The organism is Stenotrophomonas sp. Iso1 (assembly GCF_027497995.1).
In the GTDB taxonomy this organism is placed as follows: Bacteria; Pseudomonadota; Gammaproteobacteria; order Xanthomonadales; family Xanthomonadaceae; genus Stenotrophomonas.
Window position 1 is genome coordinate 335,384 of record NZ_JAODBT010000001.1, and the last position, 25,332, is coordinate 360,715.

Annotated in this window: 28 protein-coding genes and 1 pseudogene; 11 read left to right on the plus strand and 18 right to left on the minus strand. The window is 61.6% G+C overall.

From position 1 onward, the window contains the following. Positions 1-300 precede the first annotated feature (300 nt). A complete protein-coding gene (locus PAN08_RS01230; protein ID WP_269789738.1) occupies positions 301-1,164 on the plus strand; it encodes a PA4780 family RIO1-like protein kinase in 864 nt (287 codons plus the stop codon). A gap of 220 nt (positions 1,165-1,384) precedes the next feature. Here PAN08_RS01230 and PAN08_RS01235 read toward each other — a convergent pair whose 3' ends face one another. Further along, entirely contained in the window at positions 1,385-1,597 is a 213-nt protein-coding gene (locus PAN08_RS01235; protein WP_269789739.1) for a hypothetical protein, read from the minus strand. 99 nt (positions 1,598-1,696) lie between these two features. On the opposite strand from PAN08_RS01235, the gene PAN08_RS01240 reads away from it, so the two are divergent. The 5 genes from PAN08_RS01240 (at position 1,697) to PAN08_RS01260 (ending at position 5,659) form a co-directional block, all read left to right on the plus strand. Beyond that, positions 1,697-2,596, plus strand: coding sequence for a LysR substrate-binding domain-containing protein (locus PAN08_RS01240; RefSeq protein ID WP_269789740.1), 900 nt, complete (start codon positions 1,697-1,699; stop codon positions 2,594-2,596). 117 nt (positions 2,597-2,713) lie between these two features. Beyond that, positions 2,714-3,589 (plus strand): hypothetical protein, encoded by an 876-nt coding sequence (locus tag PAN08_RS01245; protein WP_269789741.1) that lies wholly within the window; start codon positions 2,714-2,716, stop codon positions 3,587-3,589. 123 nt (positions 3,590-3,712) lie between these two features. Further along, positions 3,713-4,342: a PAAR domain-containing protein gene (locus PAN08_RS01250; protein WP_269789742.1), complete on the plus strand. Its 630-nt coding sequence runs from the start codon at positions 3,713-3,715 to the stop codon at positions 4,340-4,342. Continuing rightward, positions 4,329-5,111 (plus strand): hypothetical protein, encoded by a 783-nt coding sequence (locus PAN08_RS01255; protein ID WP_269789743.1) that lies wholly within the window; start codon positions 4,329-4,331, stop codon positions 5,109-5,111. Before PAN08_RS01250 ends, PAN08_RS01255 begins: the two co-directional genes overlap by 14 nt. Then, positions 5,108-5,659, plus strand: coding sequence for a hypothetical protein (locus PAN08_RS01260; RefSeq protein WP_269789744.1), 552 nt, complete (start codon positions 5,108-5,110; stop codon positions 5,657-5,659). The genes PAN08_RS01255 and PAN08_RS01260 overlap by 4 nt, the downstream gene beginning before the upstream one ends. Before the next feature lie 189 nt (positions 5,660-5,848). Here the strand turns inward: PAN08_RS01260 and PAN08_RS01265 are convergent, their stop codons facing one another. The 8 genes from PAN08_RS01265 to PAN08_RS01300 all read right to left on the minus strand — a co-directional run bounded on the left by PAN08_RS01265 (position 5,849) and on the right by PAN08_RS01300 (position 10,689). Next, positions 5,849-6,514 carry a Pr6Pr family membrane protein gene (locus PAN08_RS01265; RefSeq protein WP_269789745.1) on the minus strand — a complete coding sequence of 222 codons (666 nt, stop codon included), beginning with the start codon at positions 6,512-6,514 and terminating at the stop codon, positions 5,849-5,851. A gap of 241 nt (positions 6,515-6,755) precedes the next feature. Beyond that, on the minus strand, positions 6,756-7,139 hold the full coding sequence (locus PAN08_RS01270) for a YbjQ family protein (protein WP_269789746.1): 384 nt from the start codon (positions 7,137-7,139) through the stop codon (positions 6,756-6,758). 196 nt (positions 7,140-7,335) lie between these two features. Then, entirely contained in the window at positions 7,336-7,539 is a 204-nt protein-coding gene (locus PAN08_RS01275) for a hypothetical protein (protein WP_269789747.1), read from the minus strand. A 97-nt stretch (positions 7,540-7,636) separates the two neighbouring features. Then, on the minus strand, positions 7,637-8,110 hold the full coding sequence (locus PAN08_RS01280; protein WP_269789748.1) for an SRPBCC family protein: 474 nt from the start codon (positions 8,108-8,110) through the stop codon (positions 7,637-7,639). Between the two features lie 440 nt (positions 8,111-8,550). Then, a complete protein-coding gene (locus PAN08_RS01285; RefSeq protein ID WP_269789749.1) occupies positions 8,551-8,958 on the minus strand; it encodes an MAPEG family protein in 408 nt (135 codons plus the stop codon). A gap of 284 nt (positions 8,959-9,242) precedes the next feature. Continuing rightward, positions 9,243-9,674, minus strand: coding sequence for a DUF1579 family protein (locus PAN08_RS01290; RefSeq protein ID WP_269789750.1), 432 nt, complete (start codon positions 9,672-9,674; stop codon positions 9,243-9,245). 179 nt (positions 9,675-9,853) lie between these two features. After that, a complete protein-coding gene (locus PAN08_RS01295; protein WP_269789751.1) occupies positions 9,854-10,237 on the minus strand; it encodes a hypothetical protein in 384 nt (127 codons plus the stop codon). Between the two features lie 110 nt (positions 10,238-10,347). Beyond that, positions 10,348-10,689, minus strand: coding sequence for a hypothetical protein (locus PAN08_RS01300; protein ID WP_269789752.1), 342 nt, complete (start codon positions 10,687-10,689; stop codon positions 10,348-10,350). 289 nt (positions 10,690-10,978) lie between these two features. On the opposite strand from PAN08_RS01300, the pseudogene PAN08_RS01305 reads away from it, so the two are divergent. Beyond that, positions 10,979-11,568 (plus strand): annotated as a pseudogene (locus tag PAN08_RS01305) (integron integrase); the annotation flags it as partial. A gap of 9 nt (positions 11,569-11,577) precedes the next feature. On the opposite strand, the gene ilvD reads toward PAN08_RS01305, so the two are convergent. Then, complete coding sequence (gene ilvD, locus PAN08_RS01310) at positions 11,578-13,416, minus strand: dihydroxy-acid dehydratase (protein WP_269789753.1); 1,839 nt, start codon at positions 13,414-13,416, stop codon at positions 11,578-11,580. 287 nt (positions 13,417-13,703) lie between these two features. Here ilvD and PAN08_RS01315 point away from each other — a divergent pair, with 287 nt between their 5' ends. After that, the gene (locus PAN08_RS01315; RefSeq protein WP_269789754.1) at positions 13,704-14,267 is read left to right on the plus strand and encodes a DUF1190 domain-containing protein; all 564 of its coding nucleotides are present in this window, start codon (positions 13,704-13,706) and stop codon (positions 14,265-14,267) included. 4 nt (positions 14,268-14,271) lie between these two features. Then, positions 14,272-15,459: a glutathionylspermidine synthase family protein gene (locus tag PAN08_RS01320; protein WP_269789755.1), complete on the plus strand. Its 1,188-nt coding sequence runs from the start codon at positions 14,272-14,274 to the stop codon at positions 15,457-15,459. Between the two features lie 200 nt (positions 15,460-15,659). Here PAN08_RS01320 and PAN08_RS01325 read toward each other — a convergent pair whose 3' ends face one another. The 8 genes from PAN08_RS01325 to PAN08_RS01360 all read right to left on the minus strand — a co-directional run bounded on the left by PAN08_RS01325 (position 15,660) and on the right by PAN08_RS01360 (position 24,185). Further along, positions 15,660-16,958, minus strand: a complete 1,299-nt coding sequence (locus PAN08_RS01325; protein WP_269789756.1) for a DUF58 domain-containing protein — start codon at positions 16,956-16,958, stop codon at positions 15,660-15,662. 109 nt (positions 16,959-17,067) lie between these two features. Next, the gene (locus PAN08_RS01330) at positions 17,068-18,087 is read right to left on the minus strand and encodes a MoxR family ATPase (RefSeq protein WP_269789757.1); all 1,020 of its coding nucleotides are present in this window, start codon (positions 18,085-18,087) and stop codon (positions 17,068-17,070) included. Then, positions 18,084-19,235, minus strand: coding sequence for a DUF4350 domain-containing protein (locus tag PAN08_RS01335; protein WP_269789758.1), 1,152 nt, complete (start codon positions 19,233-19,235; stop codon positions 18,084-18,086). The genes PAN08_RS01330 and PAN08_RS01335 overlap by 4 nt, the downstream gene beginning before the upstream one ends. Beyond that, positions 19,232-20,800 carry a DUF4129 domain-containing protein gene (locus tag PAN08_RS01340; RefSeq protein WP_269789759.1) on the minus strand — a complete coding sequence of 523 codons (1,569 nt, stop codon included), beginning with the start codon at positions 20,798-20,800 and terminating at the stop codon, positions 19,232-19,234. The genes PAN08_RS01335 and PAN08_RS01340 overlap by 4 nt, the downstream gene beginning before the upstream one ends. Beyond that, on the minus strand, positions 20,790-21,785 hold the full coding sequence (locus tag PAN08_RS01345; protein WP_269789760.1) for a stage II sporulation protein M: 996 nt from the start codon (positions 21,783-21,785) through the stop codon (positions 20,790-20,792). Before PAN08_RS01345 ends, PAN08_RS01340 begins: the two co-directional genes overlap by 11 nt. Then, positions 21,782-22,477, minus strand: coding sequence for an RDD family protein (locus PAN08_RS01350; protein WP_269789761.1), 696 nt, complete (start codon positions 22,475-22,477; stop codon positions 21,782-21,784). The genes PAN08_RS01345 and PAN08_RS01350 overlap by 4 nt, the downstream gene beginning before the upstream one ends. Before the next feature lie 178 nt (positions 22,478-22,655). Next, positions 22,656-23,555: a DUF2167 domain-containing protein gene (locus PAN08_RS01355; RefSeq protein WP_269791137.1), complete on the minus strand. Its 900-nt coding sequence runs from the start codon at positions 23,553-23,555 to the stop codon at positions 22,656-22,658. A gap of 90 nt (positions 23,556-23,645) precedes the next feature. Then, entirely contained in the window at positions 23,646-24,185 is a 540-nt protein-coding gene (locus tag PAN08_RS01360) for a gamma carbonic anhydrase family protein (RefSeq protein ID WP_269789762.1), read from the minus strand. 321 nt (positions 24,186-24,506) lie between these two features. Here PAN08_RS01360 and PAN08_RS01365 point away from each other — a divergent pair, with 321 nt between their 5' ends. Beyond that, on the plus strand, positions 24,507-25,091 hold the full coding sequence (locus tag PAN08_RS01365) for a hypothetical protein (protein ID WP_269789763.1): 585 nt from the start codon (positions 24,507-24,509) through the stop codon (positions 25,089-25,091). Between the two features lie 11 nt (positions 25,092-25,102). Then, entirely contained in the window at positions 25,103-25,300 is a 198-nt protein-coding gene (locus PAN08_RS01370; protein ID WP_057634200.1) for a helix-turn-helix transcriptional regulator, read from the plus strand. The last annotated feature ends 32 nt before the right edge of the window (positions 25,301-25,332 follow it).

Sequence of the window (25,332 nt, forward strand, 5' to 3'; positions counted from 1 at the left end):
CCCTCTCCTGTTTACGGGAGAGGGGTTGGGGTCAGGGCAGACCGAAGCCAAATCGGGCAAACCCCGGCACCGCCGCAACGTTCCCCAAAGCCAAACACTAAAAACGACCGGGCATCCCCGGTCGTTTTCCCGTGCCTGCACCTCTCCCACCCGCCAAAATGAACAAGCGCCTGCTGCTCACCGTCACCGCTGCCCTGTTCTCATTCCGTACCATCGGCAACAATATGCCTCCTTGATCCCGTCCTATCGGGCCACGTTCGACGTCGTTCGAGCGGTCACCCCATTCCACACTGAGAGACTGTGAAGACACCCCAGCAACTACAGGCACTGATCGATGACGGTGTCATCGAAGAAGTGCTGCGCCCGCTCAAGAGTGGCAAGGAAGCAGCGGTTTACGTTGTCCGCAGCGGCGGCGAAGTGCGTTGCGCCAAGGTCTACAAAGACATGGCCCAGCGCAGCTTCCAGCAGCGCGTGCAGTACCAGGAAGGCCGCAAGGTCCGTGGCAGCCGCGAGGCCCGCGCCATCGGCAAGGCAAGCAAGTACGGCCGCAAGCAGCAGGAAGTGGCCTGGAAAAACACCGAGGTGGACGCGCTGTATCAACTGCGCGAAGCCGGTGTGCGGGTGCCGGAACCGTTTGGCTACTTCCACGGCGTGCTGGTGATGGAACTGGTCACCGACGCCGACGGCTTCAGCGCCGCACGTCTGGGTGAAGTGGAACTCAGCGCCGAGCAGGCGCGCGAGTTTCACGAAGTGCTGGTGCAGCAGGTCAAGCTGATGCTGTGCTGCGGCCTGATCCACGGCGATCTGTCTGCTTACAACGTGCTGGTCGGCCCCGACGGCCCGGTGGTCATCGACTTCCCGCAGGTGGTCAGCGCCGCCGGCAACAACGGCGCCCGCACCATGCTGCTGCGCGACGTCAACAACCTCACCGCCAACCTCGGCCGCTGGGCACCGGAGCTGCTGGAGACCTGGTACGGCGAGGAGATGTGGGAGTTGTTCCAGGCCGGCGAATTGCAGGCAGACACCAAGCTGACCGGCGAGTTCACACCGGACGAAAGCACCATCGACCTGGACAGCGTCCGCCACGCCATCAACGATGCACGCGAAGAAGCCCTTATCCGCCAGCAGGGCCGCGAGGCGGCAGCTGAGGAAGAGGGGTACTGATCGAGGCTGCGGCGTTCAGCTGAACGCTGCAGATGCCCGACAGGACGTTGCCGGTGCATCTCCGGATGCCCGCCGTTGTCGAAAGTGGTAGCCCGGGTAGCCGAAGTGCACCCGGGGAGCGTGAAGCCCGGCCATCGCCCGGCTTCCCAGCGGTAGGCCGCAGGGCCGAACCCCACGCTGAAAGGGACCCCGGCTGTCTTTCCGGCCACCATCGGCAGGCTCAATGATTGATGCAGGCCGTCGCCTTGAGAGGCGTTTCGCTCTGTGTGGTTGAAGCCCGCGGGTGATGCGGGGCCTGTTCCATTGCCTTTCTCTCCTCCCGGTTGCTCGGGGCGGCTTCCGGCTGGGCCGCATTTGCCCCCGCCAACTCGCGGGCCAGTTCCACGTTGGCGATATGTCCGTGCAGGAACAGCAGGTCGGTGAAGATGCGCATGTTCGTACTCCCACTTGAGTGATGCTCACGGTAGGGCCAAGCTATCGCCGGTAGTAGCGAGCGATATTCAACCAACCCTTGAGTACAGCTAAAGGCTCAATGTCCAAGCCACCTCTCAATTTCCTGCAGGGATTCGTCATTGCCGCGCGGTTGGGCAATCTGTCGCGCGCCGCAGAAGCCATGAACGTCACCGTCAGCGCATTGAGCCACCAGATGCGTCAGCTGGAGGAGCGGCTGGGGTATCCGCTGTTGCTGCGCCAGGCGCGTGGCGTGGCGCTTACTCCGGAAGGGCGACGGCTGCTCGATCAGGTGGGCCCGCATCTGGATGCGATCAACGCGGCCTTCCGGCCGTTCTCGGCGCGGCACGACTGCGTGCTGACAGTGAGTGCGGTGCCGACCATGGCGTCGGCGTGGCTGGTGCCGCGCCTGGGCCGGTTTGTGGCGCTGCATCCGCAGATCGAGATCAACCTGCAGTCCAGCCAATACCTGGTCGATTTCGAGCGGCAGCTGCAGTTCGATGCAGCCATGCGTGTCGGCGATGGCCGCTGGCCAGGGCTGATCGCCGAGCCGCTGATTGATGAGTGGTTGGTACCCATGGCCAGCCCGGCGCTGGTGGAACGCATGGGCGGCCTGGATGCGCTTCCGCTGTCGCAGTGGCCGCTGTTGGGCGATCCCGACGGCGAATGGGACCGCTGGTTCGCCCTGATCGGTGAGCAGCCGCCCAGGCGCTATGTCGCCATTCTCGACGATTCCGAATCGCACCATCGTGCAGCCATTGATGGCGTGGGCGTGGCGCTGGGCCGGGTAACGCGTGCGCGATTGCTGCTGGAATCCGGGCAATTGGTGCTGCTGTCGAAGCAGCGTTTGAAGACACCGTGGTCGCATTGGCTGGTGTATCCCGAGCGCTCGACAACGCATGCAGGGTTTCTGGCATTCCGCGAGTGGTTGCATGCAGAGGCCGCAGAACATCGCCTGCATATGGATGAAGCGGGCGCGTAGTTGAATCTGAAATTCAGTGCGACGCGCGCCCGCTGTGCCCCGAAAAGCCGCAGCGGAGTCTGAGCGTCTGGTTGCCGCTATAGTCAGCCCACTTCGATAACCGATTGCCGAGCAGACATGGAACGTCCCCTCTACACGCGTGTGGGCTTCTGGATTGGCGCGCTGGGCCCGGCGCTGCTGACCCTATGGGTGCTGATCGAGTTCAACACGCCCAATCCTGCCGCATCGAATGTTGCGGGTATGGGTGCGGTGTTCCTGGGGCTTCTGGGTGCCGTGGTGTTGGGCATCGCCTGGCTCTGGGCGATGCTGCAGAGTCGTGCGTGGCTGGCGAGCATCACAGGCGCGGTGTTGGGTGTGGCGCTCGCGCTGGCCACCGGCCTGTCGTACGGCTACGTCAAGGACCAAGCCAAGCATCGCGCATGGGCACAAGCCTCCGCCGAGGAGGCGATCGAGCGGGAACGATTGTTGCTGGCCTTGGATGCCGCGCGTCGCAACGACACCGCGGGAATCCACTCCGCACTGGCAACAGCGTCCTCGTTTCAGCCAGCCGAAAGCATGTGCGCGCTGGTCGCTACCCATGGTCGTCTGCTACACCGCGTGCTGGACGGCGCGCCCGAAATTAGCCGTATCGACGGCCGGACACCGACCGGCGTGGAGACCGAATCGCTGCTGGGCATTGCTGCGGAGATGGTGAGCAACGATGACACCGTGCAGGCCAAACAGACGATGCTGTTCGTACTGCTGGAGGCGCTTGCATCGCGCAGTGATGGTGCAGTGGTATTGCCGGCGTGGCGCAGCTTGTGGGAGAGCGTTGAACAGCAGGCAGGAATCACGTCGACATGGCCGCCGGTTTTCGCCGCACCGGGGCCGCGCACTTACAGGGAATACTGTGGAGGCGGCAATGATGCAGCGATGACCCGGATGATCCAGTACATGGTGCCGGCGCCGGAGGCGGTGGATGCAGATGCAGCGGCGGCTCAATTTGCCCAGTAGTCCATCGCCAGGCAAGCGACGCGCACATAGCGCGTGTTCCCGGGAACGTGCTGTTCCCAACTCCGGAATCAAGCCGGTCTGCGAAATCAAACGTCGCGTGGATTGCGCCAACACATCTGGGACATGTCCCATCGCCTGAATAGCTTTGAGTTGTTACGTTCCATAGGCGCGAAAGTTCGCGCAAGGAGCAACGATTTGTCAAAGCTATGGATAGTGCTGGGTGATCGGACTACTGGGGGTGGCACGATGATTACCGGCGCCCCGGATACGGATATAAACGGTGTAAATGTATGCCGGAAGAACGATGTTGCAACCTGCCCAAAGCATAAAGGCACATTTTCGATAATTGGTGGATGCGACACAACAATCATCATCGATGGTCAACCGGTGGCGTTGGATGGTGCCGCTTTAGCCTGCGGTTGCCGAGTAATGGGTGGCAGTCAAAAAATTGTATTTTCCGACTCAGCGGGAGCCGGAGCTACTTCCACGGCATATCTACGCAGAGTCAATGGTTCATCAATGGAGCGGGCCGAGAGCCCAGATTCCATATTCGATGACTGCTTCAAGATAGAGCTGGAAGATGGCTCCCCCGCAAGCGGGTACTCCTATGAGGTCATACGGAAAGACGGTAGTGCAGTAGAGGGGGTAACCGATTCGGAAGGAATGATTCCCCTCCAGGAGAGTGAATTGGAGGAATCGGTGGAAATCCGTCTTCTTGGCAAGAAGGAGGAGGGTGGAAATGTCAAGTGGTAGTAGGGAGGTGAAGGCCCAGGTCGACGTTCGGGGATGCCTGGTTTTCAACTGGAAATTGACTCCACGCGACAGACGTGACCCCGTGGTTTGTCGTTTACCGCCAGATCTTCTCACCTATCGAATTCATGTTGATGGAAAAATTGAACGACTTACGCCGAGTCATTTCGATCCTGAAGCCACGAAGGGCTTGATCAGGTATGTCTACATTTCAACGGATGGACTTCACCACGAGCTTGGCCATTACACGTATGAAAAAGTCACCGGGCGAGGCGCATTGGCGGGGAAATTCATCCGACTCATGAATTTGAATGAGGTGAGGGACTACTCTTCAAATGGTGTAGGGTTCGGTTTTGAGAACGACTCCAGACGGCCGTATATCAGTGACATCGCCCTTGCTAGCCTGCTCGGGGCGATGCTGGAGACGGGATACGGCGACTTCTCATGTAATGGATTCAGTCATTCCGATGGATCATCTACACCAAGTACATCCCATATAAACGGTGTAAATGGTGACCTGAAATTCCTTCGGCTTGACAAGACTACCCGGGGTCGCCGAAGCCTGCATATTGATGTGAGCCCGGAGTTGATGGACGAAGGCAGGCAGAACTTGTTCAACGATGCGCTCTACCGATTTGGCTGGAAGAGCATGCTCGCCTGGCGCTATCGAAGGAACGGCCAAATGCGCTTGTTGAATCATACACAGCACTATGCCGGCCATCACCATCATCTGCATGTTCAGGGATATGCACCCAATGTGGTGGATGTATGAAAGCTCTAGCGCTTTTTTTCATGGCACTTTCGATGTCCGCATGCGACCAAGGCAAGGATCTCGCCTGCGCGAACTTCCTTTCTGCTCTTGCACAGGAGGATGTTCGCAATATCGATCTTCTGAAACAGTCAAAGTATCCGGTAGAAGCCTCGATTCATGCGGCTTTGATGAAGCACCGATTGGGCGTTCCGTGTAGATCATTGGAATCCGTGCAGGGAGAGTTTCCCGTAGCGATGGGCCGTGCACGGCAGGCGTGGGTACTTTTCGTCTCAGAGAATGAGCTGGAGCATCAAGGCGAGACGCTGGAGGGCGTCTCTGGGACTCTTGTCTTCTATGCGTCGAACGGAGTTCCTGTTCGGCAATACAAGAACGCTGTCACTCTGTTTGGCTTTGAAGGGTTCGGCATTTCGCGCTCGGCAACGGTCTCATCGAGCGGAGTCGACGTCTGCGATCAGGAATTTGAGATATTCGAGTATGCCGACAATGGTGATGTGATTGGCATGCTGGCGGAGCCACAACGCGGTGCTTGCAAAGGCAGCCTGCGATAGCAATAGGAGACAGCTCCCGGAGGGCGTTGCAGCGTTGTGAGCCACGAAGCGGATGTCGTTGAAGAGGTACGTACTTCGTGGCTCGCACTGCTAGCGCAAAGATTCATTTCAATTTCTCGTACTTCAGCAGCCCGCTACCGCGATGCAAGCGCGAAGCTTCCGACCTCCCATGTCGCTATACGCCTGATGTCATCGTTCTTCTGAATCCTGCGGTGCGCGCGTCCGGTGGCGTAGCGCCGGGACGATGCTAACAAGAACACCAGCAGCTAGAAACGCGACCAACATTGCCCCGGCATTCAGTAGCGCATGACGGTATCCAATCTTGGCCACGTCAATGAAGTAGTACGGATAGAACCCAGACAGTTCGCCCCGAACTAGTATGTAAGCCATGTAGCTGACCGGGAAAGCACACCAGACGAGCGGCGCGCGCATAGGCAGCCTGCTGCGAGGGGGAAAGATCAGCCAGTATCCGAGCGCCGATAGCGGAACAACGTAGTGCAGCAAAGTGTCGGCGAGCAACTGCAGCCCTTGTGGGCTCCAGACATTGCGCAGCAGGAGGTGATAACCCGCGCCGACCACGACTATCGATGTAATCGCACAGCCAAACACCGTCGACCTGGCGAAGTAGCGGCCTACCCGCTTATTGCCTGCGACGAGCGGCAACGCGGCCGAAAGTGCGATGAACAGATTGGTCAGCACGGTGAAGTACGCAAGGAAGAGGGATACTCCGTGGGCCACGCTCTGCGCATTGGCGCGTGCCAACTTGACGGAAAGCCACAACTGCAGCAGCAAGGCAATCCATGCGATCGCCGCTAAAGCAGCAAGTGCGAGCTTGCTAACTACTTCGCTCTCCATTTGTATGCGCCGTCCGAGGAATGATTGTTGGTGCCGAGTCAAGCGGAATCAATTGAGATTGAAGACGCCGCGTTCCGCGCGTGGTCCTGTTGTTGAGAGGCACGGCGGCCGAGATTCGCTTGGCCCCTGTAGCGCGAGCAAGTAATGCAGATCCGGGGTTTGCGCTGAAAGCCAGACAAGTACAAGACGGATCCAGTAGATAGCCCAGTTCGCTGTCAATACGAAGTATCCGAGCGTGTAGTCACCCCTGATGTGACTCCACCACCACTGCGGTGCCGTAGCACAGCACCTCGGTCAGCCCCGTCATCAACTCGGTGGCGTCGTAACGGACGGCGATGATCGCATTGGCGCCAAGCTGCCGTGCGTGGGTCACCATGTCGCGGTACGTCTCATCGCGGGCCTGCTCGCACAACTCCGTATAGATGGTGATATTGCCGCCGAAGATGGTCTGCAGGCCACCCAGGAAGTTTCCAACGATGGATCGCGAACGCACCGTGATGCCGCGTACCAGGCCAAGGCTGCGCACCACCCGGTAGCCTGCCAACTCGGGCGCGGTGGTGACCATCGCGTCGTTCAGCAGTACCGCCATCGAACGGGGTGAAGAAGAGTTGTACGGGTCCGCCATGGATTCGCCTTGGTGTGGGTGGGCAACTGTGTTCAGTGGCGGATTATGTGGCGCCAGTTGCGGGTAACGCATCCGGCATCGGGGTGTACTGAGTGGTTGGTCACTGATGCTGTGTGTTCCAACGAGCTGAGCTCAACAGAAATTGCGTCTGTCCCGGGTTGTTCGATCAACCGGTGGATCGGCGGTGCAATGAAAATCAACCATCGCTGGCTTGGGCTTGCCAACGAAAGCTCAGAAATAGTCCCGCAATGCAGAGTGGCACGCATATCGCCCAGGCAAGGGCCGCGGATGGCGCGATCAATACAGCCAGTCCGCAAAGCAGCGCGGTAATGCCGATGCCGATGAAGAAGCGCCAGTGGACGAGCATATCGGCAACATCAAGAAGGTCCAGCAGTGACATGCATCCCCCAAGCGTTCAACGGATAGGGCCGCACACTGGTGGCACAGCACCGAGTGTGGCGGCTTCATTGACTGGATGAAATCGCGGGCAGGTGCGGCTAAGTGCTGGCCTGGGTCGTCTTCCTGGGCTGGGAAACGCCTGCTGCGTGCGCCTGGGCTACGTCGCTCTCCGCAAGCTCCTTGAGCGATGCCAGGGTGATGGGGAGCCCCGTGCGCAATGGATTCCCGACGATACGCCCCAGCAGAAAAGACAGTGCGCCAGAAAAAGTAACTCGATGGATGACTTCTGTTCCTGCAGCCGTGACGTTGAGTTCGTGTTCAAACATCATGCGAAAAAGCGGGATTCTCGATTCGACGGTGAACGATGTGTTGGGAACCACCGAAACGAAATCCATTGGAACCGCCATGCCTTTGGGTGGCGTTATCTTGCCCTTGCTCCCCGTCTGGAATGGCCCATAGATGACGGAATCCTTGGTGTCTGGATCCCAGCGTTTCCAATTGCTGACATCCGCGTAAATCGCGAATATCTTCTCGGGCGGCACTGCAATTGTGATTCGACTTTCCACTTGCATTCGCGTGTTCCTACGAGGTTTGAAAATCTCTGAATGTGCTTTGCGAGCACTGCAGCAGTAGCGATATCCCGCGAGTGCCCTGTTTGACTCGTTGCAACCCAGCCCTGGGATCAAACGGTGGTTTCGCCGTCTGCCTGGAACGAGTAGTCAGGGTATGCGCGGCACCGAGGCTACAAGCACTGCCTCGAAGCGGCCGGAGGCAACGGCAACAGGATACGAGCTTGGGAGTAGTCCTGCTGGGTTTCCTCGCTGGCAGATGTATCTGGCTTCACGTCGTTGCGCAGGCCACATCTCATCCTTTCTTGCACCTGCGGTGGGCGAGCAGCTCTACCACGTCGTGCGAGAAGCTGTGTGTCGTGAAATCCTGACGTTAGCCGGAGAAGGCTGCCACTGTCAGGTGCGATCGAGCCAATCGAGCCGTGGTGATACCGAGGCCTGCTTCAGGCCGTGATCAACTTTATCGCCCAGTACACCGCAATGATCATCTGCACCGTAAAGGCAGTGAACCGCAACGTGACAGCAAGCGAGGACAGTGAGCTGAGGTGAATGAGCGATTGCAGGATACGCGCGGCAAGAAATGTGTACGCGAGTGGGTCGGTGATGGAGGATCTGTCGCTTATCAGCGCAATCAACATCAGGCCGCCGAAGATGGGCAGGCCCTCGATGCAGTTGGCATGGGCTCTGGCCAGGCGCTGCATGAAGGGGGAAAGATTGGAGTTCTGCGGATTGAACGCGGTGGCCGCAAAGGTTCCCGCAACCACCAGCTTGGCGCGGATGATTTCCATGAGCACCAACAGCGACAACGACCAGATAACAAATCCAGTGAGGGCAGCGAGTGTGGGGTTCATTTGCTTGTTCCCGTCAGAGTGGGTTGATTGAGCTGCATCCGAGACTTCCGCTGCAGCACACCGTGATCAGATGCAGGTGCGGCGTTGTAATTACTCAAATACCGGAATGCAGCGTCATTGTGTGTCGCAGGAACAGTGTTGCGCGATAGGTTGCCAGTCGTGATCACGCCGGAGGCGCTGATTGCCACGCACCTGTTTGGATGACGGCTGCGAACAATCGCTGCGATCCCAGCCGGTCGCACAAAAGGCTTATCACCAGCAGCTTTCGTGCGTCGTTTTGGCCGTCAGGCGCGCTCCAGCTTGAGCTTGATCCACGGCTGCCAGCCCACCTTTTTGTCTTTGAGTTCCCAAAGGCCGGTCAATTGGTTGCTGTCCGCACTGAACTTGCCTTGGAAGCGAACGAACTCTCCGGTGATGGTCCACCGCTTGCCTTTCAATGCAACGTCAAGCACCTCGGTTCCTCCCTGGTCATCGTAGGACCGGGCGACGTATTTTTTGCTTGCACGGTCGTAACCCACGATTTCCATGGAGCGGGTGGGGCTCTGACCAAAGCGCGCATCAACGTCGTGCAGCATGAAGTGCTTGCCGGGAAGCCAGCGGTAGGTGTCCGTTGCAGATAGCGTCGTCGCTGGTGAGCCCTGCGTCGCGAGCACTTCCCCGGTGGTGTTCCACGTGCCAATGAATACTTCCAAACGGGACATTCGATTCGTGGCCATCTACAACTCCAATGCAGTGTTGATACGGATGGCGCGAATATAAATGACCCAGCAGCAAAAAGCTGATTAAGCCAAGAAAAATAGAATTGTCAGCAGCATCATGCCCTCTGGTTCAATGCAGAGTGGATGTTTGTGGCGCACTACCATTGAACCAAGCCATGCCGCGAAGCGGGGTCGGCTTAGGGGGCAGCCAGCTCACGATTGAAATACTGCTTCGTTCTTAGGCTGAGTAGCGCCCAGAGGTTGATTGCGATTTCAAGACCGCTACGGAACACATGAGAGGTCAGCTTGCTGGCTGGAACCAAGCTGCCTTGTGATTGAGCGAGAAGAAGTGCATTTTGCACCAAGATACTGCCGTAGAAAGCCAGGGCCGCTAGAAGCATTAGGTGGCGCCAACGTGGCTTGCCGAGCAATGCCAGCGCTGATGAAATGATAAGGAAGCTTGCCGTTATTATGGCCATTGCTGTAGTCCCTGCTGAGAGTTGTATCTCCACAGGGATGCGCGACGAGATTGTGATGAAAGCAAGCATGGTCAAGCTGAGACAGCCGACCAGAATGTTCATGATAGAGGCCAGCCAGAGGCGCCTTGGTCGCTTTGTCTGCGGTGCTGTCATTGCTCCACCTACGGGCTGAATCCAAGCGAAGAAATTACCGGCAAGGCTTGAGTGAGTTTCTAGCGCACAACGACGGTTTGGGCCTTGTTTGCGACGATGTATGACTTGAGATCAGGCATCTCGCCTAGCTTGGCCTCGACTGCATCGACGAAACGATTGGCAGAACAACGGACGTGGCAGTTGCGGAAAGGATTGGCCTTGTCGTTGCCGCGAGACGTAAAAATCACGCGACCATCTCGATCCCACCCCAATACCAATCTTTCTTGATTCTTCTTGGTGCGATAGATCCAACCTGTCGCGATGTCTGAAATTGCAATTGCCACGGATATTTCCTTGGGCGCGAACGCCAGCGTTAAATCGAGCCGCGAAGCGGCGGAGACTTCCGTCGAAAAAGCGGACACCTATTGGTCAATGGCAGGTGCGCCCGAGTTCCACGGGTGTTTGATAAACCAGTGCCGAGTGTAGGCGCTGGTGATTGTAAAAATCCATGCAGTTGCAGAGGGCGGCCAGCAGGGATCGGTCGCTCTCAAATACACGTTGGTGTTAGAAGTCGGATTTCATGGATCTGTCCCACGATTCCATATGCGCATTGTCAGTCATCCGGCGAAGTCGGTTGGCCGACTGCAAGAGTCCTGCCCGCCGCAGGTGCCGCTTGAACTTGTCACTTTGAAAGTTGATGCCGCGGTCAGCACCGGCATGCGCTTGATGGAATGCCTGCGGCTTCGCATCAAGGACGTGGATTTCGCACGGGATGAAATGTATGTCCGTAGCGGTAAAGGCAAAAAGGGCCGGCGGGTGCCGCTGCCAATTTCATTGCGTGAGCGTCTGTTCCGTCAGCGCGAGTGGACATTGCTGCGCCACGCATCTGATCTGGCACAAGGCATCGGGCGGGTGTATCTGCCACATGCGTTGGCGCGGAAATATCCCAATGCGGATACCAAGCCGGGATGACAGTACCTGTTCCCTTCAGCGAAAGTTTCCGCCGATCCACGAACACGTCGCATCGGTCGCCATCATCTCAGCGAAGAAATGGTGCAGCGTGCGATGAAAGCCGCGCGAGCAGTGCAGGCATCACCAAGCCGGCCAGTTGCCACACACTGCGGCACTCTTTCGCCACGCACCTGCTTGAGGCCGGGCACGATATCCGCACGGCGCAGGAGCTGCTTGGCCACAAGGATGTCACCACCACGCAGGTCTACACGCATGTGCGCGGGCGGGGTGCCGGTGGGCGATTGAGCCCATTGGATCGGTTGCCGGGGACGTCGCCGTCCCCGTTCTGAAGCCGTCGATCAGCCGTCGAGTAGCGCCTTGTCGCGCACGGCGCCCTTGTCGGCGCTGGTGGCCAGCAACGCATAGGCCTTGAGCGCGGTAGTGACCTTGCGCGGTCGCTGCTCGGCGGGCTTCCAGCCGATTGCATCCTGCTCAGCGCGTCGGCGTGCAAGCTTGGCGTCGTCCAACAGCAGGTTGATGCCGCGCTGCGGAATGTCGATGCGGATGCGGTCGCCATCGCGGACCAGGCCGATGGTGCCGCCGGCCGCTGCTTCCGGCGAGCAATGGCCGATGCTCAGGCCGGACGTGCCGCCGGAGAAGCGGCCATCGGTGAGCAGCGCACAGGCTTTGCCCAGTCCTTTTGATTTCAGGTAGCTGGTGGGGTACAGCATTTCCTGCATGCCGGGCCCGCCCTTGGGGCCTTCGTAGCGGATCACCACCACGTCGCCGGCCTGCACTTCATTGCCGAGAATGGCTTTCACCGCCGCATCCTGGCTTTCATAGACGCGCGCGTTGCCCTCGAAAACATGGATGGACTCATCCACGCCTGCAGTTTTCACCACGCAGCCATCTGCTGCGAGATTGCCGTACAGCACGGCCAGTCCGCCTTCGTTGGAGAACGCATGGGCGACATCGCGGATACAGCCTTCGGCACGGTCCACATCCAGCGACGGCCAACGCGTGGACTGGCTGAAAGCCACCTGCGTGGGAATGCCCGCCGGGCCTGCCTTGTAGAACTGGTGGATGGCCTGGTCCTGGGTTTGGGTGACATCCCATTGCGCGATGGCAGTGCCCAGTGAGCGGCTGTGCACGGTAGGCACATCGGTATGCAGCAGGCCACCGCGCGCGAGTTCACCCAGAATGGCCATGATGCCGCCAGCACGGTGCACGTCTTCGATGTGGTACTTCTGCGTGTTCGGCGCCACCTTGCACAGCTGAGGCACGCGCCGCGACAGGCGATCGATATCGCGCTGATCGAAGGCGACTTCCGCCTCTTGTGCCGCGGCCAGCAGGTGCAGGATGGTATTGGTGGAGCCGCCCATGGCGACGTCCAGCGTCATCGCATTTTCGAATGCTTCGAATGTGGCGATACCGCGCGGGAGAACGCTCGCATCCTCGCCGCCGTACCAGCGGTGGCAGAGTTCGACGATCAAACGACCGGCACGCTTGAACAGTGCCTCGCGGTCGCTGTGCGTGGCCAACACGGTGCCATTGCCCGGTAGCGACAGGCCCAGCGCTTCAGTCAGGCAGTTCATTGAGTTGGCGGTGAACATGCCTGAGCACGAACCGCAGGTGGGGCAGGCGCTGCGTTCGATCACCGCGACCTCTTCGTCGCTGATCGCTTCATCACCGGCGGCAACCATCGCATCGACCAGGTCGAGCTTGTGGTCGGCCAGCTTGGTTTTACCCGCTTCCATCGGGCCGCCGGAGACGAACACCACCGGGATGTTCAGGCGCAACGCAGCCATCAACATGCCGGGGGTGATCTTGTCGCAGTTGGAAATGCACACCAGCGCATCGGCGCAATGTGCGTTGGCCATGTATTCGACCGAGTCGGCGATGATTTCGCGGCTGGGCAGTGAATACAGCATGCCGTCGTGGCCCATGGCGATGCCGTCATCCACCGCGATGGTGTTGAATTCCTTGGCAACGCCACCGGCGGCTTCGATCTCGCGCGCCACGAGCTGGCCGAGATCCTTCAGATGCACATGGCCAGGCACGAATTGGGTGAAGGAATTCACCACGGCAACGATGGGCTTGTGGAAGTCACCATCGGTCATGCCGGTGGCGCGCCACAGTGCACGGGCGCCGGCCATGTTGCGGCCGGCAGTGGAAGTTTTCGAACGATATTCAGGCATGGGGGCGAGCAGGAGCGAGCTAGCAGAAGCGCAGTGGGATTGATTCTGCATGAAGATCCCGGTTGCAGCTGCAACCATCGGGAGGTGGTCGCAGGGCCTGCTGGAAGGCTCAGAGCCAGCCCTCTCCACCTCTCCCCTTGTCCTTGGCAACGCGAAGGGAAGGGCGGATCAGCGGGCAACCTCAAACCGATCAGCTGAAACCCGGTTCAGTTTCCGGACCTTTCTCATTTACGCCTCAGCCGCCGGATCAGGCATCATTCGGAAACAACTTTCACGGGGAATCGACGATGAAGCGATCCAGAACTACTGCGCTGCTGCTGATGAGCGCCGCGCCGCTGCTGTTCACCGCCTGCCAGAAGGAAGAAACGGTGCAGGTGAAGGAAGGGCTGTACACCTCGGTGGAAGCCTGCAGCGAAGCCACAGGCGATCCATCCAGCTGCCGTCAGGCGTTTTCTACCGCCCAGCAGCAGTCGGCCGATGCGGCGCCCAAGTACGCCAGCAAGGAAGAGTGTGCCAAGGAGTACCCGGCTGAGCAGTGCGTGCAGCAGCAGACCAGCGCGGGCACCTCGTTCATCGGGCCGATGATGATGGGTTTCTTCATGTCGCAGATGCTCAACGGCAGCCGTGGCGCCGTGGCCGCGCCGCCGGCATCGCAGCCGGCTTTCAGGGACAAGGCCAATGGCTGGGCCAAGCCCGCACCGGGCGGTAGCGGCGGCCTGAACACCGGCAGCGGCATTGGTGCCGGCAAGGCCGGCCTGGCGCCGGTGACCAGCCAGCCCAACCGTGCCGTGACCGCAAGCCGTGGCGGCTTCGGCAGCCGCAGTGGTGGCCGTAACAGCGTCGGCGGTTGATGCAGTGAAACGTGTTGCGATTGCCGAACGTGGCAACTGGCGTGCCCGCGCCGCTGAAGCGGGCTTCCGTTTCCACACCATCGACGGTGCGCCGTACTGGGATGAAAGCGCGTACTACGCCTTCACCCTGCGGCAGATCGAAAACGACCTGGAAGACCCCAGCGCCGAGCTGCATGCGATGGCGATGGACCTGGTAGGCGAGGTGGTGGCCAGTGAGGCGTTGATGACGCAACTGGCCATCCCCGAACCGTTCCGGGATTGGATTGCCGAAAGCTGGCGCCGCCGTGACCCGCATCTCTACGGTCGCCTGGACTTTGCCTATGACGGCACTGGCCCGGCCAAGCTGTACGAGCTGAACTACGACACGCCGACCTCGTTGTACGAGGCGTCGTTCTTCCAGTGGCAATGGTTGGAAGACCAGCGCAATCGTGGTGCTCTGCCGCAGCAGGCCGATCAGTTCAACTCCCTCCACGAGACGCTGGTGGAACGCTTTGCCGAACTGGCCGCGCGTCTGCCGCCGCCGCTGTATTTCAGCGCGGTGGGGGAATCGACGGAAGACCAGGGCACGGTGGATTACCTCCGCGATTGTGCGGCGCAGGCCGGCTTGCACGGCGCCGCCATCGCCATCGAGGACATTGGCCTTTCCGCTGATGGACGCTTCACCGACATGGACGATGTGGTGATCGGCAGCCTGTTCAAGCTGTATCCGCTGGAAGACCTGATGCGCGAAGAATTCGGCGCCGCATTGCCGCGTTCGGGTGTGCAGTTGCTGGAGCCGGCATGGAAGGCGGTGCTGAGCAACAAGGGCATCCTGCCGTTGCTGTGGCAGCGCCATCGCGGCCACCCCAATCTATTGGAGTCGCATTTCGACGATGGCAGCGCGTTGCCGGCCGGTTGGGTGCGCAAGCCGCTGCATTCGCGCGAAGGCGCCAATGTGGCCATGCACATGGCCGACGGCAGCTGGCAGGAAAGCGAGGGCCCGTACAACGGTCCGAGCATCCGCCAGGCGTTCCATGCATTGCCGGTGTTCGACGGCAACTATCCGTTGGTGGGCAGCTGGGTGGTCGGTGACCGCGCCTGCGGTATCGGCGTGCGCGAGGACAACAGCCGCATTACCCGCGACAGTGCGCGCTTCCTGCCGCATGCCATTGTGGATGACGCACCGCAGGGCAGCACCCGCATCTACGTTTGATGCGCGGGGTGGTGGCGTGATTGATGCAATGAGGAAGGCTCCGCGAGCGGCGGGGCCTTCTTTTTGTGTGTGAGGTTGTGTGGCAGTTGAGCGGTCGCGTCTACTTCGAATGCAGACAGCCGTGGCAGGGCGAACAAGACCCCGGTTGTGGTTCCATCGTGGGCCTCGCGGCTTGAGCTTCTGCCGCAAAACCTGCCGGTCTAGAGCAGGCCGTCGCGTTTGACGGCGAGGTAGCGTTCCACCAATGCCGCCGGCAATTCTTCGGCGGTGACGTCCAGCACCATCACGCGGTGGCTGCGCAGGGCTTCATGCGCATCAGCGCGTTGCTGCAGGTAGCGGGCGATGGCGCCGGCCTGCACCGCGTCGGGCAGGGTTTCCACATCGCGCGCCAAGGCTTGGTCGAGCTCGCGTTCGCGCAGGCTGGCCACACAGACCAGGTGCCGCTTCTGCAACAACCGGACGGCGGCCAGTAGATCTTCGATGTCTTCATCGCGCACGTTGGTCACCAACATCACCAAAGTGCGGCGCGAATGCAGCAGCGACAACTCGGTGGCCGCCGCCAGATAGTCGGTGGCCACCGGCTTCGGCTGCAGGTCGTAGCTTGCCCGCAGCAGGGTGTCGATTGCACCCAAGCCGCGCTTGGGGGCCACCCAGCGGCTGTCCCCGCCGCTGGCAAACAAGCCCACGCCATCGCCCTGGCGCAGGGCCAAATAGGACACCACCAACGATGCATTGAGCACATGGTCGAAGTGCGATAGACCGCCTTCGTTGGCCATCATGCGACGGCCGGTGTCGATCATCATCACCAGCTGCTGGTTCTTTTCATCCTGGTACTCACGCGAGATCAACTTGCGCGCGCGTGCGGTGGCCTTCCAGTCGATCTGACGCAGGCTGTCGCCGACACGATATTCACGCATCTGGTGGAAATCCGTGCCTTCACCGCGACGACGTTTCAGGTGCGCACCGACCAGGCGTGAGGCCATCTCCGCGCTGAGCAATGCCAGCCGGGTAAGCGGGGCGAAGTTGGGGTAGACGCGCACGGTCTGCGGCGTGCCTGCAACGCGCTGATGCCACCACAAGCGAAGTGTTGAATGCAGCCGCAGTTGCACTCCATCGAAGACGAACGTGCCACGATTGGCCGGTGTGACGCGGTAGCTGAAGCGGCTTTCGCTGGTTGCTGCCAGGGTGAGCCGGCGTGGCAGACCATGGCATTCCCAACCATCGGGAACCAGGTCGAAGACATCCACACGCTGTCGCCCGAAGGCGTCCAGTTGCAGCCAGCTCTCGCGTTCGATGCCCAGGGCGAGTGAGTCTGGCAACTCACGGCGTACAAGCGGCGTCGGGCGGCGGTACAGCAGTAAGGCATCGAGCAGGGCGAACACGGCGATCACGCCGGCTGCGACACTCCATGCCAGTTGTGGAAGGTAGTGCAGGGCAACGGGAATGCCGAGCAGGCCCCACAGCACCAGCAGCGTGATCAGCAGCGGGGACGGCCTCACGGTGTGGACTCCGGGGCTTGTGCGCGAGGAGCACACCTCACCCGCCCTTTCCTTCGTACTGCAAACGAAAGGGAAGGGGTTGTGTACTGACTGAGGGCTCGCGCCTGGCTCACTTGCGTGGCGCCTCAACCTTGGCCAGCAACGCGGTGAGGACGTCGTCGGCCGATTGACCTTCGATCTGCAGCTCCGGCGCCAGTGCGATGCGATGACGCAACGCTGGCTTTGCGATCTCGCGCACGTCGTCAGGCGTGACAAAGTCGCGCCCGGACAACGCGGCCTGCGCACGCGCGGCGCGGACCAGCGCGATGCTGCCGCGTGGGCCAGCACCCAGCGCGATGCCGGGCCACTTGCGCGTGGCCGAGACGATGCGCACGGCGTAGTCGATCACCTGTGGGTCTACCGTGATCGCGGCCACGGCCTTCTGCAGCGCGGTCACGTCGGCGCCGCTGAGTACACGCGGCACCTGCGACAGGTTGAAGTCGCTTGCCGCACGGCCGGTGGTGATGGCCTCGACCATGCGCTTCTCGTCCTCCAGCTGCGGGTAGTCGATCAGCACCTTGAGCAGGAAGCGGTCCAACTGCGCTTCCGGCAGCGGGTAGGTGCCTTCCTGTTCCACCGGGTTCTGCGTGGCCAGGGTGAGGAACGGCGGGGTGAGCGGGAACGCCTTGCCTTCGATGGTGACTTGGCCTTCCTGCATCACTTCCAGCAACGCCGACTGGGTTTTGGCCGGTGCGCGGTTGATTTCATCAGCCAGCAGCAGGTTGGTGAACACCGGGCCACGGCGGATCTTGAAGCTCTCGGTCTTGGGGTCGTACACCGCGTGGCCACTGACGTCGCTGGGCATCAGGTCGGGGGTGAACTGAACACGTGCGTAGTCCAGTTCCAGTGCCTGTGCCAGGGCGCGCACCAGCAGGGTTTTACCCAGCCCGGGGACGCCTTCGATCAGCACATGGCCGCCGGCCAACAGTGCGATGAGGATCTGCTCCAGCACATCGGCCTGGCCGATGAAGGCGTGGCCCACCGCGTCGCGGATGCGCTCGACACGTTCAATCAGCTCGGCGTTGCCCGGCGCAGGCGTCGGCACAGGAGCGTCGCCGGGAAGGGTGGGCGGAAAGGGCGTCTCGGTCATAGCTGGTTTCTCATCTGGATGAGCAAGCGGATGCGTTCGCGCAGCGCGGTGTCGTCCCGCGAGGGCGGAACCTGCATTGCGGTCTGCACGCGGGAAATGGGCCACTGCAGGTGGTCGGCGATGGCCTGTACCTGCGCCTCGCCGGTGAGCGCGGCGGCCATCGGCGAGCGCCGGCGCAGACGCGCCAGGAACGATTGCCGTACCGCGTCGTACAGCAGCGGTGATTTGCCGTAGCGGTGCAGCAGCTCGCCGCTGGCACGGACGTGCTCCAGCAGCGAGCGGCGTTCCTCGCGTGGCGAAGGCAGTAGCGCGCCAAAGCGTTGGCTGCGCGCCCACAACCATGCCAGCAACGCCAGCAGCAGCGGCAACCAGATCGGCCAGCCGCGCTGGATCACGGTCTTCCACAGCGACGGCATTTCCATCGCATAGACCAAGTGGACGGTGCCTTGGCCGTAGTTGGGGGCCAGCACCAAACGGGAGAGGTCGCGGTGCGGCAGGTCACGCAGGCCGGGGTCGCCCGGGCCTGTGCCGTTGAGCAGGAAGTCCATATCGCCCAGAATATCGACGCGACCGGTGCCATAGCGCAGGCGGGCCCAGGCCACGCTCTTGTCGGCGTTGCCATCGCTCCAGCGGTATTCAACGCGGGTGGTGCCATCCAACGTGAAGCGGGTGCCGCCGCAGAATTCCTGATGGCTTTCCTGCCCGGGCACCTGCCATGTCTGGCAGCGCGCAAACCCCTCCTGGCCGGCTACGCCCAGGCGGTGCAGCAGATTGTTCCCGTCGGCATCCAGAGCCTCGTCCGGCTCCTGTGCACGCAGCACCAGGTGTCCGCCGAACTGCACCCAATCCAGCAGATCGTCGACCTGCGAGGGCGTGAGCAGGCGTGGGTCGTCCAGCATCAGCACGGTGTCGCCGGGCTGCAATCGCATGGTTGGCAGGTCGAGCTGGCGCCGCGATTCGGCCTTGCCGCCATCACGACGAATGGTTTCGCGCAGCGCGAACAGCGGGTTGTAAGTGGGCTCGCCGTAAGCCGGCAGGGTGATCTCCTCGCTGCCGCGCTCATAGTTGCTCAGGAACAACACCGTCAACACGCCGCACAGCAACAGCGCGACCAGAGCGATCAAGGCGTAACGCCAGCGCAGGCTCATGCCGGCCACCCGTACTGACGATGCAGGTCGCCCAACAACGCTTGGAATTCATCCTCACGCGGTAGCCGGCCGGCGTAGGCGGCGTATTGCCAGGCACGCACCATGCGTGCGAACAACAGACGGTCGGCATCCTGCGGCATGCGTCGGGAAGCACGCAGGCACTGTGCTTCGGTGGCGCCGGGTGGCAGCACCACGTCGGCGCGTTGCGACAACACTTCGACCGAAGCGCGGTACAGCAGTGCCAGGGCATGCCGCGGCTTGCCCTGCTGCCAGAGCTGCCGCGCACTGCCCAGGATGTCCGGCGGCAGCACGTCGGGCAGTTGCAGGACATCCTGCTGTACGGGGCTTTCGGCCTCACGTCTGCGGCGTCCGCTGCCACGCAACCACGGTAGCCACCAACGGGCAGTGAGTGCCAACGCTACTACCAGGATGCCCACCACAATCCACAGGAAGCTCTGGCTGATCAGTGCGAGCAGCTTGGCGAATGTGCTGAACGGCAGGTCCGGCAGATCATCGCGCTGCGCGCGCTCGGCGTCGTCGGGCTTTTTCTTTACCCAGCGCGTGACCGTGCGCTTGGTGCCCAGTTGCGGGTCTTCATATACACGGGCGGCGGCTTGACGAAAACCAGCGGTGTCGGCGGGGGTTTTGCCAAATACGCTTTCCGGCGTAGCGACGGGCGCATCGGCATCTGACGCTGTTTTGTGGTTGTCGTGAGGGGTAGGTTCTGCCGCATCGCTGTGCTGTGCGTGTGTGGGCAGCACCGGCAACGCGAATACCGCCAGCAGCATCACCAGCAACGGCGCGGTGCGCAGCAGCCGTTCGCGCAGGCGGCGGAAGGCGATCTCCACATCCCACGCTTCCAATGCGGTACGTCGGTTGAGGTACAGGCCGAAACCCGCGCCGCTGAAGAACGGGCTGATCAGTGTCATCGCCGCCCAGGCCAGCAGATTGAAGCCGATCCACGCCCACGCGGGGGTGTCTTTGCCGATCAACTCCCAAGTGGCGCGCAAGGATTCGGACAACCATTCCACCGGCACGAACATGAAAAACAAGGCCACACCAGCCAGCTTCAACATCACTTCAAAATGCCAGCACGTCCACGTCAGCAAGGTGGCATGGCCATAGCTGCCACCGCCCAGTGCGCTGCGGCGCAGGGCACGTTGGCCCGCATCGCCACCTTCGAGTAGATCCACTGGCATCAACAACGAACGCGCCGGGCTCAGGCGCCGCCAGGTCAGGTAAGCACGCGTGCCGCGCCAGCCCCAGTTCCACTGCGCACGCAGGGTTTCGGCCGTACCGGGCTCGGCACCGAAGGCACCGCGTGAAATCACATACAGCGGGATGCGCTCGAATGCCGGCTTCAGCCACCACAACACGAAGGCGGGCAGCCACAGGTTGTCCAGCCACCAGCCAGCAAGATTGAGCAACGCAAACACGGGCAGCGTCAGCAGCAGCCACGGCTTCCAGATGGCGCCGGCATGACGCCGCACCAGCGCAGTGCCCAGCTCCATTGCTTCCCACTGTGAACGGGCGCGCAGCACCACGTTGAGCTGGTCAATGCGCATCGCCCGCTCCGCCACGTCCGCCACGCCATAACCACACGATCACCAGCGTCCATAGCACGCCGGACGCAGTGAGCTTGCCCCACATTGGCACCCAGACAATGGCGGACCAGAACGCTTCAATGAAGGCCGCCACCAGCAGCATGAAGGCCACGCCCAGGCATAGCCGCGCGCCGATCACACCGCCTTCCACCAACGCATCGATACGTCGTTTGCGCCCCGGTGCCAGCAGGCGCAGACCCAACTGCAGGCCGGCGCCTCCGGCGATCACGATGGCAGTGAGTTCAAACGGTGCATGGCCGACGACGAAGCGCCAGAACGGCTCACCGAAGCCGGCGTTCTGCAGGTGCCCGGCGACCGCGCCGATGGTGATGCCGTTGAACAGCAGCACCAGGACCGTGCCCACTCCCGCCAGCAGGCCGCTGGCAAACGTGCGCAGGCCGATGCTGATGTTGTTCATGATGTAGTGGCCGAACATCGCCCAGTTGGTGCCACTGTCGCGGCCCAGGTGGTCGGCGGCCGGGTCATACATTTTTTCCATCTGCGCGATCTGGCGTGGATCGAGCAACAGGTGGATCAATTCTGGCTGAAATTGCAGCAGCACGAAGATGCCGATCAGCGGTACCGCGAACAATGCGCAGGCTATCCACATGGCGCCGGCCTGGCGGCGTACCAGCTGCGGGAAATCGGCGATGAGGAATTCCACCGCGCGCTGCCAGCGTGGTGCCGGCGTGCGATAGAGCAGGTTGTGCCCGCGCTGCATCAGCTGCTGCAGGCGTTCCACCAGCTGCGGGCTGTAGCCGCGACGGCGCGCCAGTGCCAGTTGTTGGCACAGGCGCCGGTAGCGCTGCGGAATGGTTTCATCGCCGGGCAACGGCGGGTCCAGACCGCTATGTCCCTTGCGCGCCTTCTCACCACGACGTTGTAGCCAGTCCTCGAACTGCTGCCATTCGTGCTGATAGCGGGTGACGAACTGTTCCTGTCTCATCGCCGCCCCAGCAACCAGTTGGCCATCGCGTACAGGCGCAGCACGCCGGTCTGTCCGTCGGCCTCGGTCAATGGCGTGACAATGTGGGCAAGCTCGCGCTGGCGCGGTGCCGACAGTGCCGGTGCGCGCTCGGCAAAGGCGATCAACGCGGCTTGCTCACCCGGCTGCAACGGCAGCGGTGGCGCAAGCACGGTGTCGATGCGCGGAGGCGCCACAAAGGTGCGCGGCGGGCTGTGCACCACCAGCGAGCCGGCCACAAGATCACCCAGACGGCGGCCATGCGCATCGCACAAGCAACTGACCAGGCCCAGCGCATAGCCGAACGGCAGGATGTCCACGGTACGCAGCAGGTTGCGCACGATCGCCGGCATCCAGCCCAGCGGTGCGCCATCGCGTGCGACCACGCGCAGGCCCAGGACGCGCTTGCCCAGCGTCTGTCCCAGCCACACTTCCAACACGATGGGGTAAACCCAGAACACCAGGAACATCAGCCCCAGGTAGATGCCTTTGCCCAGCCCGCCCAGCATCAACAGCAAGGGGCTCATCACGAGCAGGGTGCCGAAGCGGATCACCAGGTCGATCAGCCATGCCAGGGCACGCGGCACCGGGCCGGCCGCCGGCAATTGCAGCGGTACGCCTTCGGGCGTGATGACTTCCAGATAGGTGTCCAGCATCGGCGCTGCAGCACTCATCGCGACACGCCCAGCGAGGGCTGCGTGGCTTGCATGCGGTGATGGAAAGTCCGGTTTCCGGCCCGGACGGATGCCTGGGGCATTCGGGTCTCTGCTGCGTCCTGTCAGGACGCAGACTTTAACCGCCGCCAAGCGGAAAACCCAGCCTGCGGTAAGCGCAGGCCGGGCGGGTTGGGCCTTAGCGGTTGCTGCGCTTGTCGCGCTTGCCGCCAAACAGCTTGCCGATGCTGCCGCCCAGGAACAGCACGCCGATCAGCAGCAGCTTCCAGAACTTGGCCAGCAACAGGCCGATCTTGGCGAACAGACCAGCTTTGGCCGCCAGCCCGCCGCCGATCAGGGTGGCCACGCCGTAGGCGGCGACCTTGTCGGTGCTGGGGTTGTGGTCGGCGTAACGGGCGCCTTCGTTGAACTCGGTCAGCGGCAGCAGCCGGCCCATGCCTTCGCGCACCATGCCGACCTCGGACATGCTGGAGACCGCATTGAGGCTCAGATAACCCTGCCGGCCCAGCACGCGGATGTCGTAGTTCAGGACGTGCTTGGGCGTGTCGTTGAAGGCCAGCTCGCGTGCCCAGTGCAGTTTCTTGCTGGAAGCGTCATAGCGCGGTGGTACCGCCCAGCCAACCAAGTCGAGCGTGCCGTAGCCGGCTTTCTCGCGTTCGGGATTGGCATCGCGGATGTTGCTCTGCATGTCGCCGAGCAATTCGTCGTAATCGATCTTGTGCGCGTCCTCGTCGGACACATAGCCATCGTCGGAGTAGGTGACTACCACTGCCCAACTGTCATCGGCGGTAAGTTCCGGCGAACGCGGCACGATCAAGCCCAGCACGCTGTCGTCGGGTGGGTTGCCCCACATGTCTTCCAGTACGCGGCGTGCGTCAGCCTTGTCCAGATAACGGAACTCGTTGTCCAGATTGAAATGGGCTTTGGCTTCGGGCACGTCGATCTGCCCGGAACGGAAATGCAGTGACTGTACGAACTGCTCGGCCGTCATGCCCTCTTCTTCCTGGGCAACGGCGGCAAACGGAACCAGCAACAACAGCGACGCTACGGCCAGCAGGCCCAGCGCCCTGGACTTCATCGACTTCATGTCAATCCCTCATTGGGCGTCCCCACGCCCGGACGCGCATTTTGCACGCCTTGCCGCAGCACCGACAACGGCTACCCGGTATCAGCCCAGCATGCCGCGGTACTGGTCCTTGACCTTGACGTAATGGTCGGCCGAATAGCGCAGGCCTTCGATGTCTTTCTCGCTGAGCTGGCGCATCAACCGTGCGGGGTTTCCGGCCCACAACTCGCCAGTGCGTACCACTTTGCCGGGGCCGACCACGGCACCGGCCGCGATGAAAGCATTGGGTTCGATCACGGCACCGTCGAGGATGCAGGCGCCCATGCCGATCAGGCAGTAATCGCCAATCGTGCAGGCGTGGATGATGCATCCGTGGCCCACGGTGACGCCTTCGCCGATCAACGTCGGGTAGCCGCCCTTGTTGTACGGACTGTCATGGCTGACGTGGATGACTGCACCGTCCTGCACGTTGGTGCGTGCGCCGATGCGGATGTAATTTACATCGCCGCGAATCACGGTGCCCGGCCAGATCGAGGCGTCATCACCGATCACGACATCGCCGATCACCGTGCACGCCGGGTCCACATAAACGCGCTCGCCGACGACGGGCATCTTGTCCAGGAAGGGGCGTAGTGCGGTCATGGATGAAGCTCTTTCAGTGAACGAGGGCGGCGCAATGATAGCGCGCGTGATTGTTGTTCCGGTGGGGGACATGCGGAAGCGCGTGGAGGTTGCCGTTCAATCGTGATGTGGTTGTTGGCAGTAACGATGGCGGTCAAGAGCCGCTGCGCGAGTGTGTTGCAGCGTGTCTTGCTGGCGAGAGGTAACGCTTCGCGCGGCTGCTCCCGCGTCATGATCCTGGTGCCCAGTGTGTAAAGGAGGCTTGACAGGCCTCGGATTGCCGGGGCAGGATGTGTCAAGCGTCCTTTACAGGCGTTCCGTACGTGGCTAGCGGGAGCAGAGATGAGCCGTAACGTGCAATCAATGTGGTTGCTTTCCAGTGCCGTGCTGCTCGCTGGTGCAGGGGCTGTGGTGATGCAGCTGGCGTCGTTCTCCGGCAATACAAAGTTGTCGGGTGTGTTGTTTGGTATCGCAACCGGGATGGGTATCGCCGCAATACTGCGACGCTTGATGCCCGAGGATTGCGATGCCGCGCCGCCGGCACTGCGCAAACGCTATACCCGCGAAGTCATCATCGCCATGCTCGCGTATGCGGTGCTGCTGGTGGTGTCGATCCTGCTGCTGAAACAGGTCGATGGCGCGCCGCTGCGAGCGTTGATCGCACTGCTGCCGGTACCGCCCATCGTGCTGGTGCTGCGGGCGATGATCCGTTACATCCGCGATGTCGATGAGCTGCAGCAGCGTATTGAACTGGAAGCGGTGAGCTTCGCCACGGCGTTTGTGTCGCTGGTGTATCTGACCGGTGGCTTCCTGCAGTCGGCCAAGGTCATCGATGTGCCGTCCAACGCGGCGATGATCTGGGTGTTTCCGCTGGTCTGCCTGGCCTACGGGTTGGCCAAGGCCGTGGTTGCACGGCGTTACAACTGAGGTGGCGGCAGATGGATAACCGCCTGCGTGAACTGCGCGACGCTGAAGGATGGTCACAAGGGGAGTTGGCCGAACGCCTGGAAGTGTCCCGGCAGACGATCAATGCTCTGGAAACCGGCAAATACGATCCCAGCTTGCCACTGGCGTTCCGCATCGCCCGCCTGTTCGGGGTGCGGATCGAGGAAATTTTCTTTCCGGATGTCACATAGCCAACCCGGCCGCGTCTGGGTAATGGCAGAAC

What these genes read in the sequence shown, in the direction of transcription:
- PAN08_RS01235 (WP_269789739.1), bottom strand. Translation starts at nt 1,597, where the DNA reads ATGCGCATCTTCACCGACCTGCTGTTCCTGCACGGACATATCGCCAAC.
- PAN08_RS01240 (WP_269789740.1), top strand. Translation starts at nt 1,697, where the DNA reads ATGTCCAAGCCACCTCTCAATTTCCTGCAGGGATTCGTCATTGCCGCG.
- PAN08_RS01245 (WP_269789741.1), top strand. Translation starts at nt 2,714, where the DNA reads ATGGAACGTCCCCTCTACACGCGTGTGGGCTTCTGGATTGGCGCGCTG.
- PAN08_RS01250 (WP_269789742.1), top strand. Translation starts at nt 3,713, where the DNA reads ATGTCCCATCGCCTGAATAGCTTTGAGTTGTTACGTTCCATAGGCGCG.
- PAN08_RS01255 (WP_269789743.1), top strand. Translation starts at nt 4,329, where the DNA reads ATGTCAAGTGGTAGTAGGGAGGTGAAGGCCCAGGTCGACGTTCGGGGA.
- PAN08_RS01260 (WP_269789744.1), top strand. Translation starts at nt 5,108, where the DNA reads ATGAAAGCTCTAGCGCTTTTTTTCATGGCACTTTCGATGTCCGCATGC.
- PAN08_RS01265 (WP_269789745.1), bottom strand. Translation starts at nt 6,514, where the DNA reads ATGGAGAGCGAAGTAGTTAGCAAGCTCGCACTTGCTGCTTTAGCGGCG.
- PAN08_RS01270 (WP_269789746.1), bottom strand. Translation starts at nt 7,139, where the DNA reads ATGGCGGACCCGTACAACTCTTCTTCACCCCGTTCGATGGCGGTACTG.
- PAN08_RS01275 (WP_269789747.1), bottom strand. Translation starts at nt 7,539, where the DNA reads ATGTCACTGCTGGACCTTCTTGATGTTGCCGATATGCTCGTCCACTGG.
- PAN08_RS01280 (WP_269789748.1), bottom strand. Translation starts at nt 8,110, where the DNA reads ATGCAAGTGGAAAGTCGAATCACAATTGCAGTGCCGCCCGAGAAGATA.
- PAN08_RS01285 (WP_269789749.1), bottom strand. Translation starts at nt 8,958, where the DNA reads ATGAACCCCACACTCGCTGCCCTCACTGGATTTGTTATCTGGTCGTTG.
- PAN08_RS01290 (WP_269789750.1), bottom strand. Translation starts at nt 9,674, where the DNA reads ATGGCCACGAATCGAATGTCCCGTTTGGAAGTATTCATTGGCACGTGG.
- PAN08_RS01295 (WP_269789751.1), bottom strand. Translation starts at nt 10,237, where the DNA reads ATGAACATTCTGGTCGGCTGTCTCAGCTTGACCATGCTTGCTTTCATC.
- ilvD (WP_269789753.1), bottom strand. Translation starts at nt 13,416, where the DNA reads ATGCCTGAATATCGTTCGAAAACTTCCACTGCCGGCCGCAACATGGCC.
- PAN08_RS01315 (WP_269789754.1), top strand. Translation starts at nt 13,704, where the DNA reads ATGAAGCGATCCAGAACTACTGCGCTGCTGCTGATGAGCGCCGCGCCG.
- PAN08_RS01330 (WP_269789757.1), bottom strand. Translation starts at nt 18,087, where the DNA reads ATGACCGAGACGCCCTTTCCGCCCACCCTTCCCGGCGACGCTCCTGTG.
- PAN08_RS01335 (WP_269789758.1), bottom strand. Translation starts at nt 19,235, where the DNA reads ATGAGCCTGCGCTGGCGTTACGCCTTGATCGCTCTGGTCGCGCTGTTG.
- PAN08_RS01340 (WP_269789759.1), bottom strand. Translation starts at nt 20,800, where the DNA reads ATGCGCATTGACCAGCTCAACGTGGTGCTGCGCGCCCGTTCACAGTGG.
- PAN08_RS01345 (WP_269789760.1), bottom strand. Translation starts at nt 21,785, where the DNA reads ATGAGACAGGAACAGTTCGTCACCCGCTATCAGCACGAATGGCAGCAG.
- PAN08_RS01350 (WP_269789761.1), bottom strand. Translation starts at nt 22,477, where the DNA reads ATGAGTGCTGCAGCGCCGATGCTGGACACCTATCTGGAAGTCATCACG.
- PAN08_RS01355 (WP_269791137.1), bottom strand. Translation starts at nt 23,555, where the DNA reads ATGAAGTCCAGGGCGCTGGGCCTGCTGGCCGTAGCGTCGCTGTTGTTG.
- PAN08_RS01360 (WP_269789762.1), bottom strand. Translation starts at nt 24,185, where the DNA reads ATGACCGCACTACGCCCCTTCCTGGACAAGATGCCCGTCGTCGGCGAG.
- PAN08_RS01365 (WP_269789763.1), top strand. Translation starts at nt 24,507, where the DNA reads ATGAGCCGTAACGTGCAATCAATGTGGTTGCTTTCCAGTGCCGTGCTG.
- PAN08_RS01370 (WP_057634200.1), top strand. Translation starts at nt 25,103, where the DNA reads ATGGATAACCGCCTGCGTGAACTGCGCGACGCTGAAGGATGGTCACAA.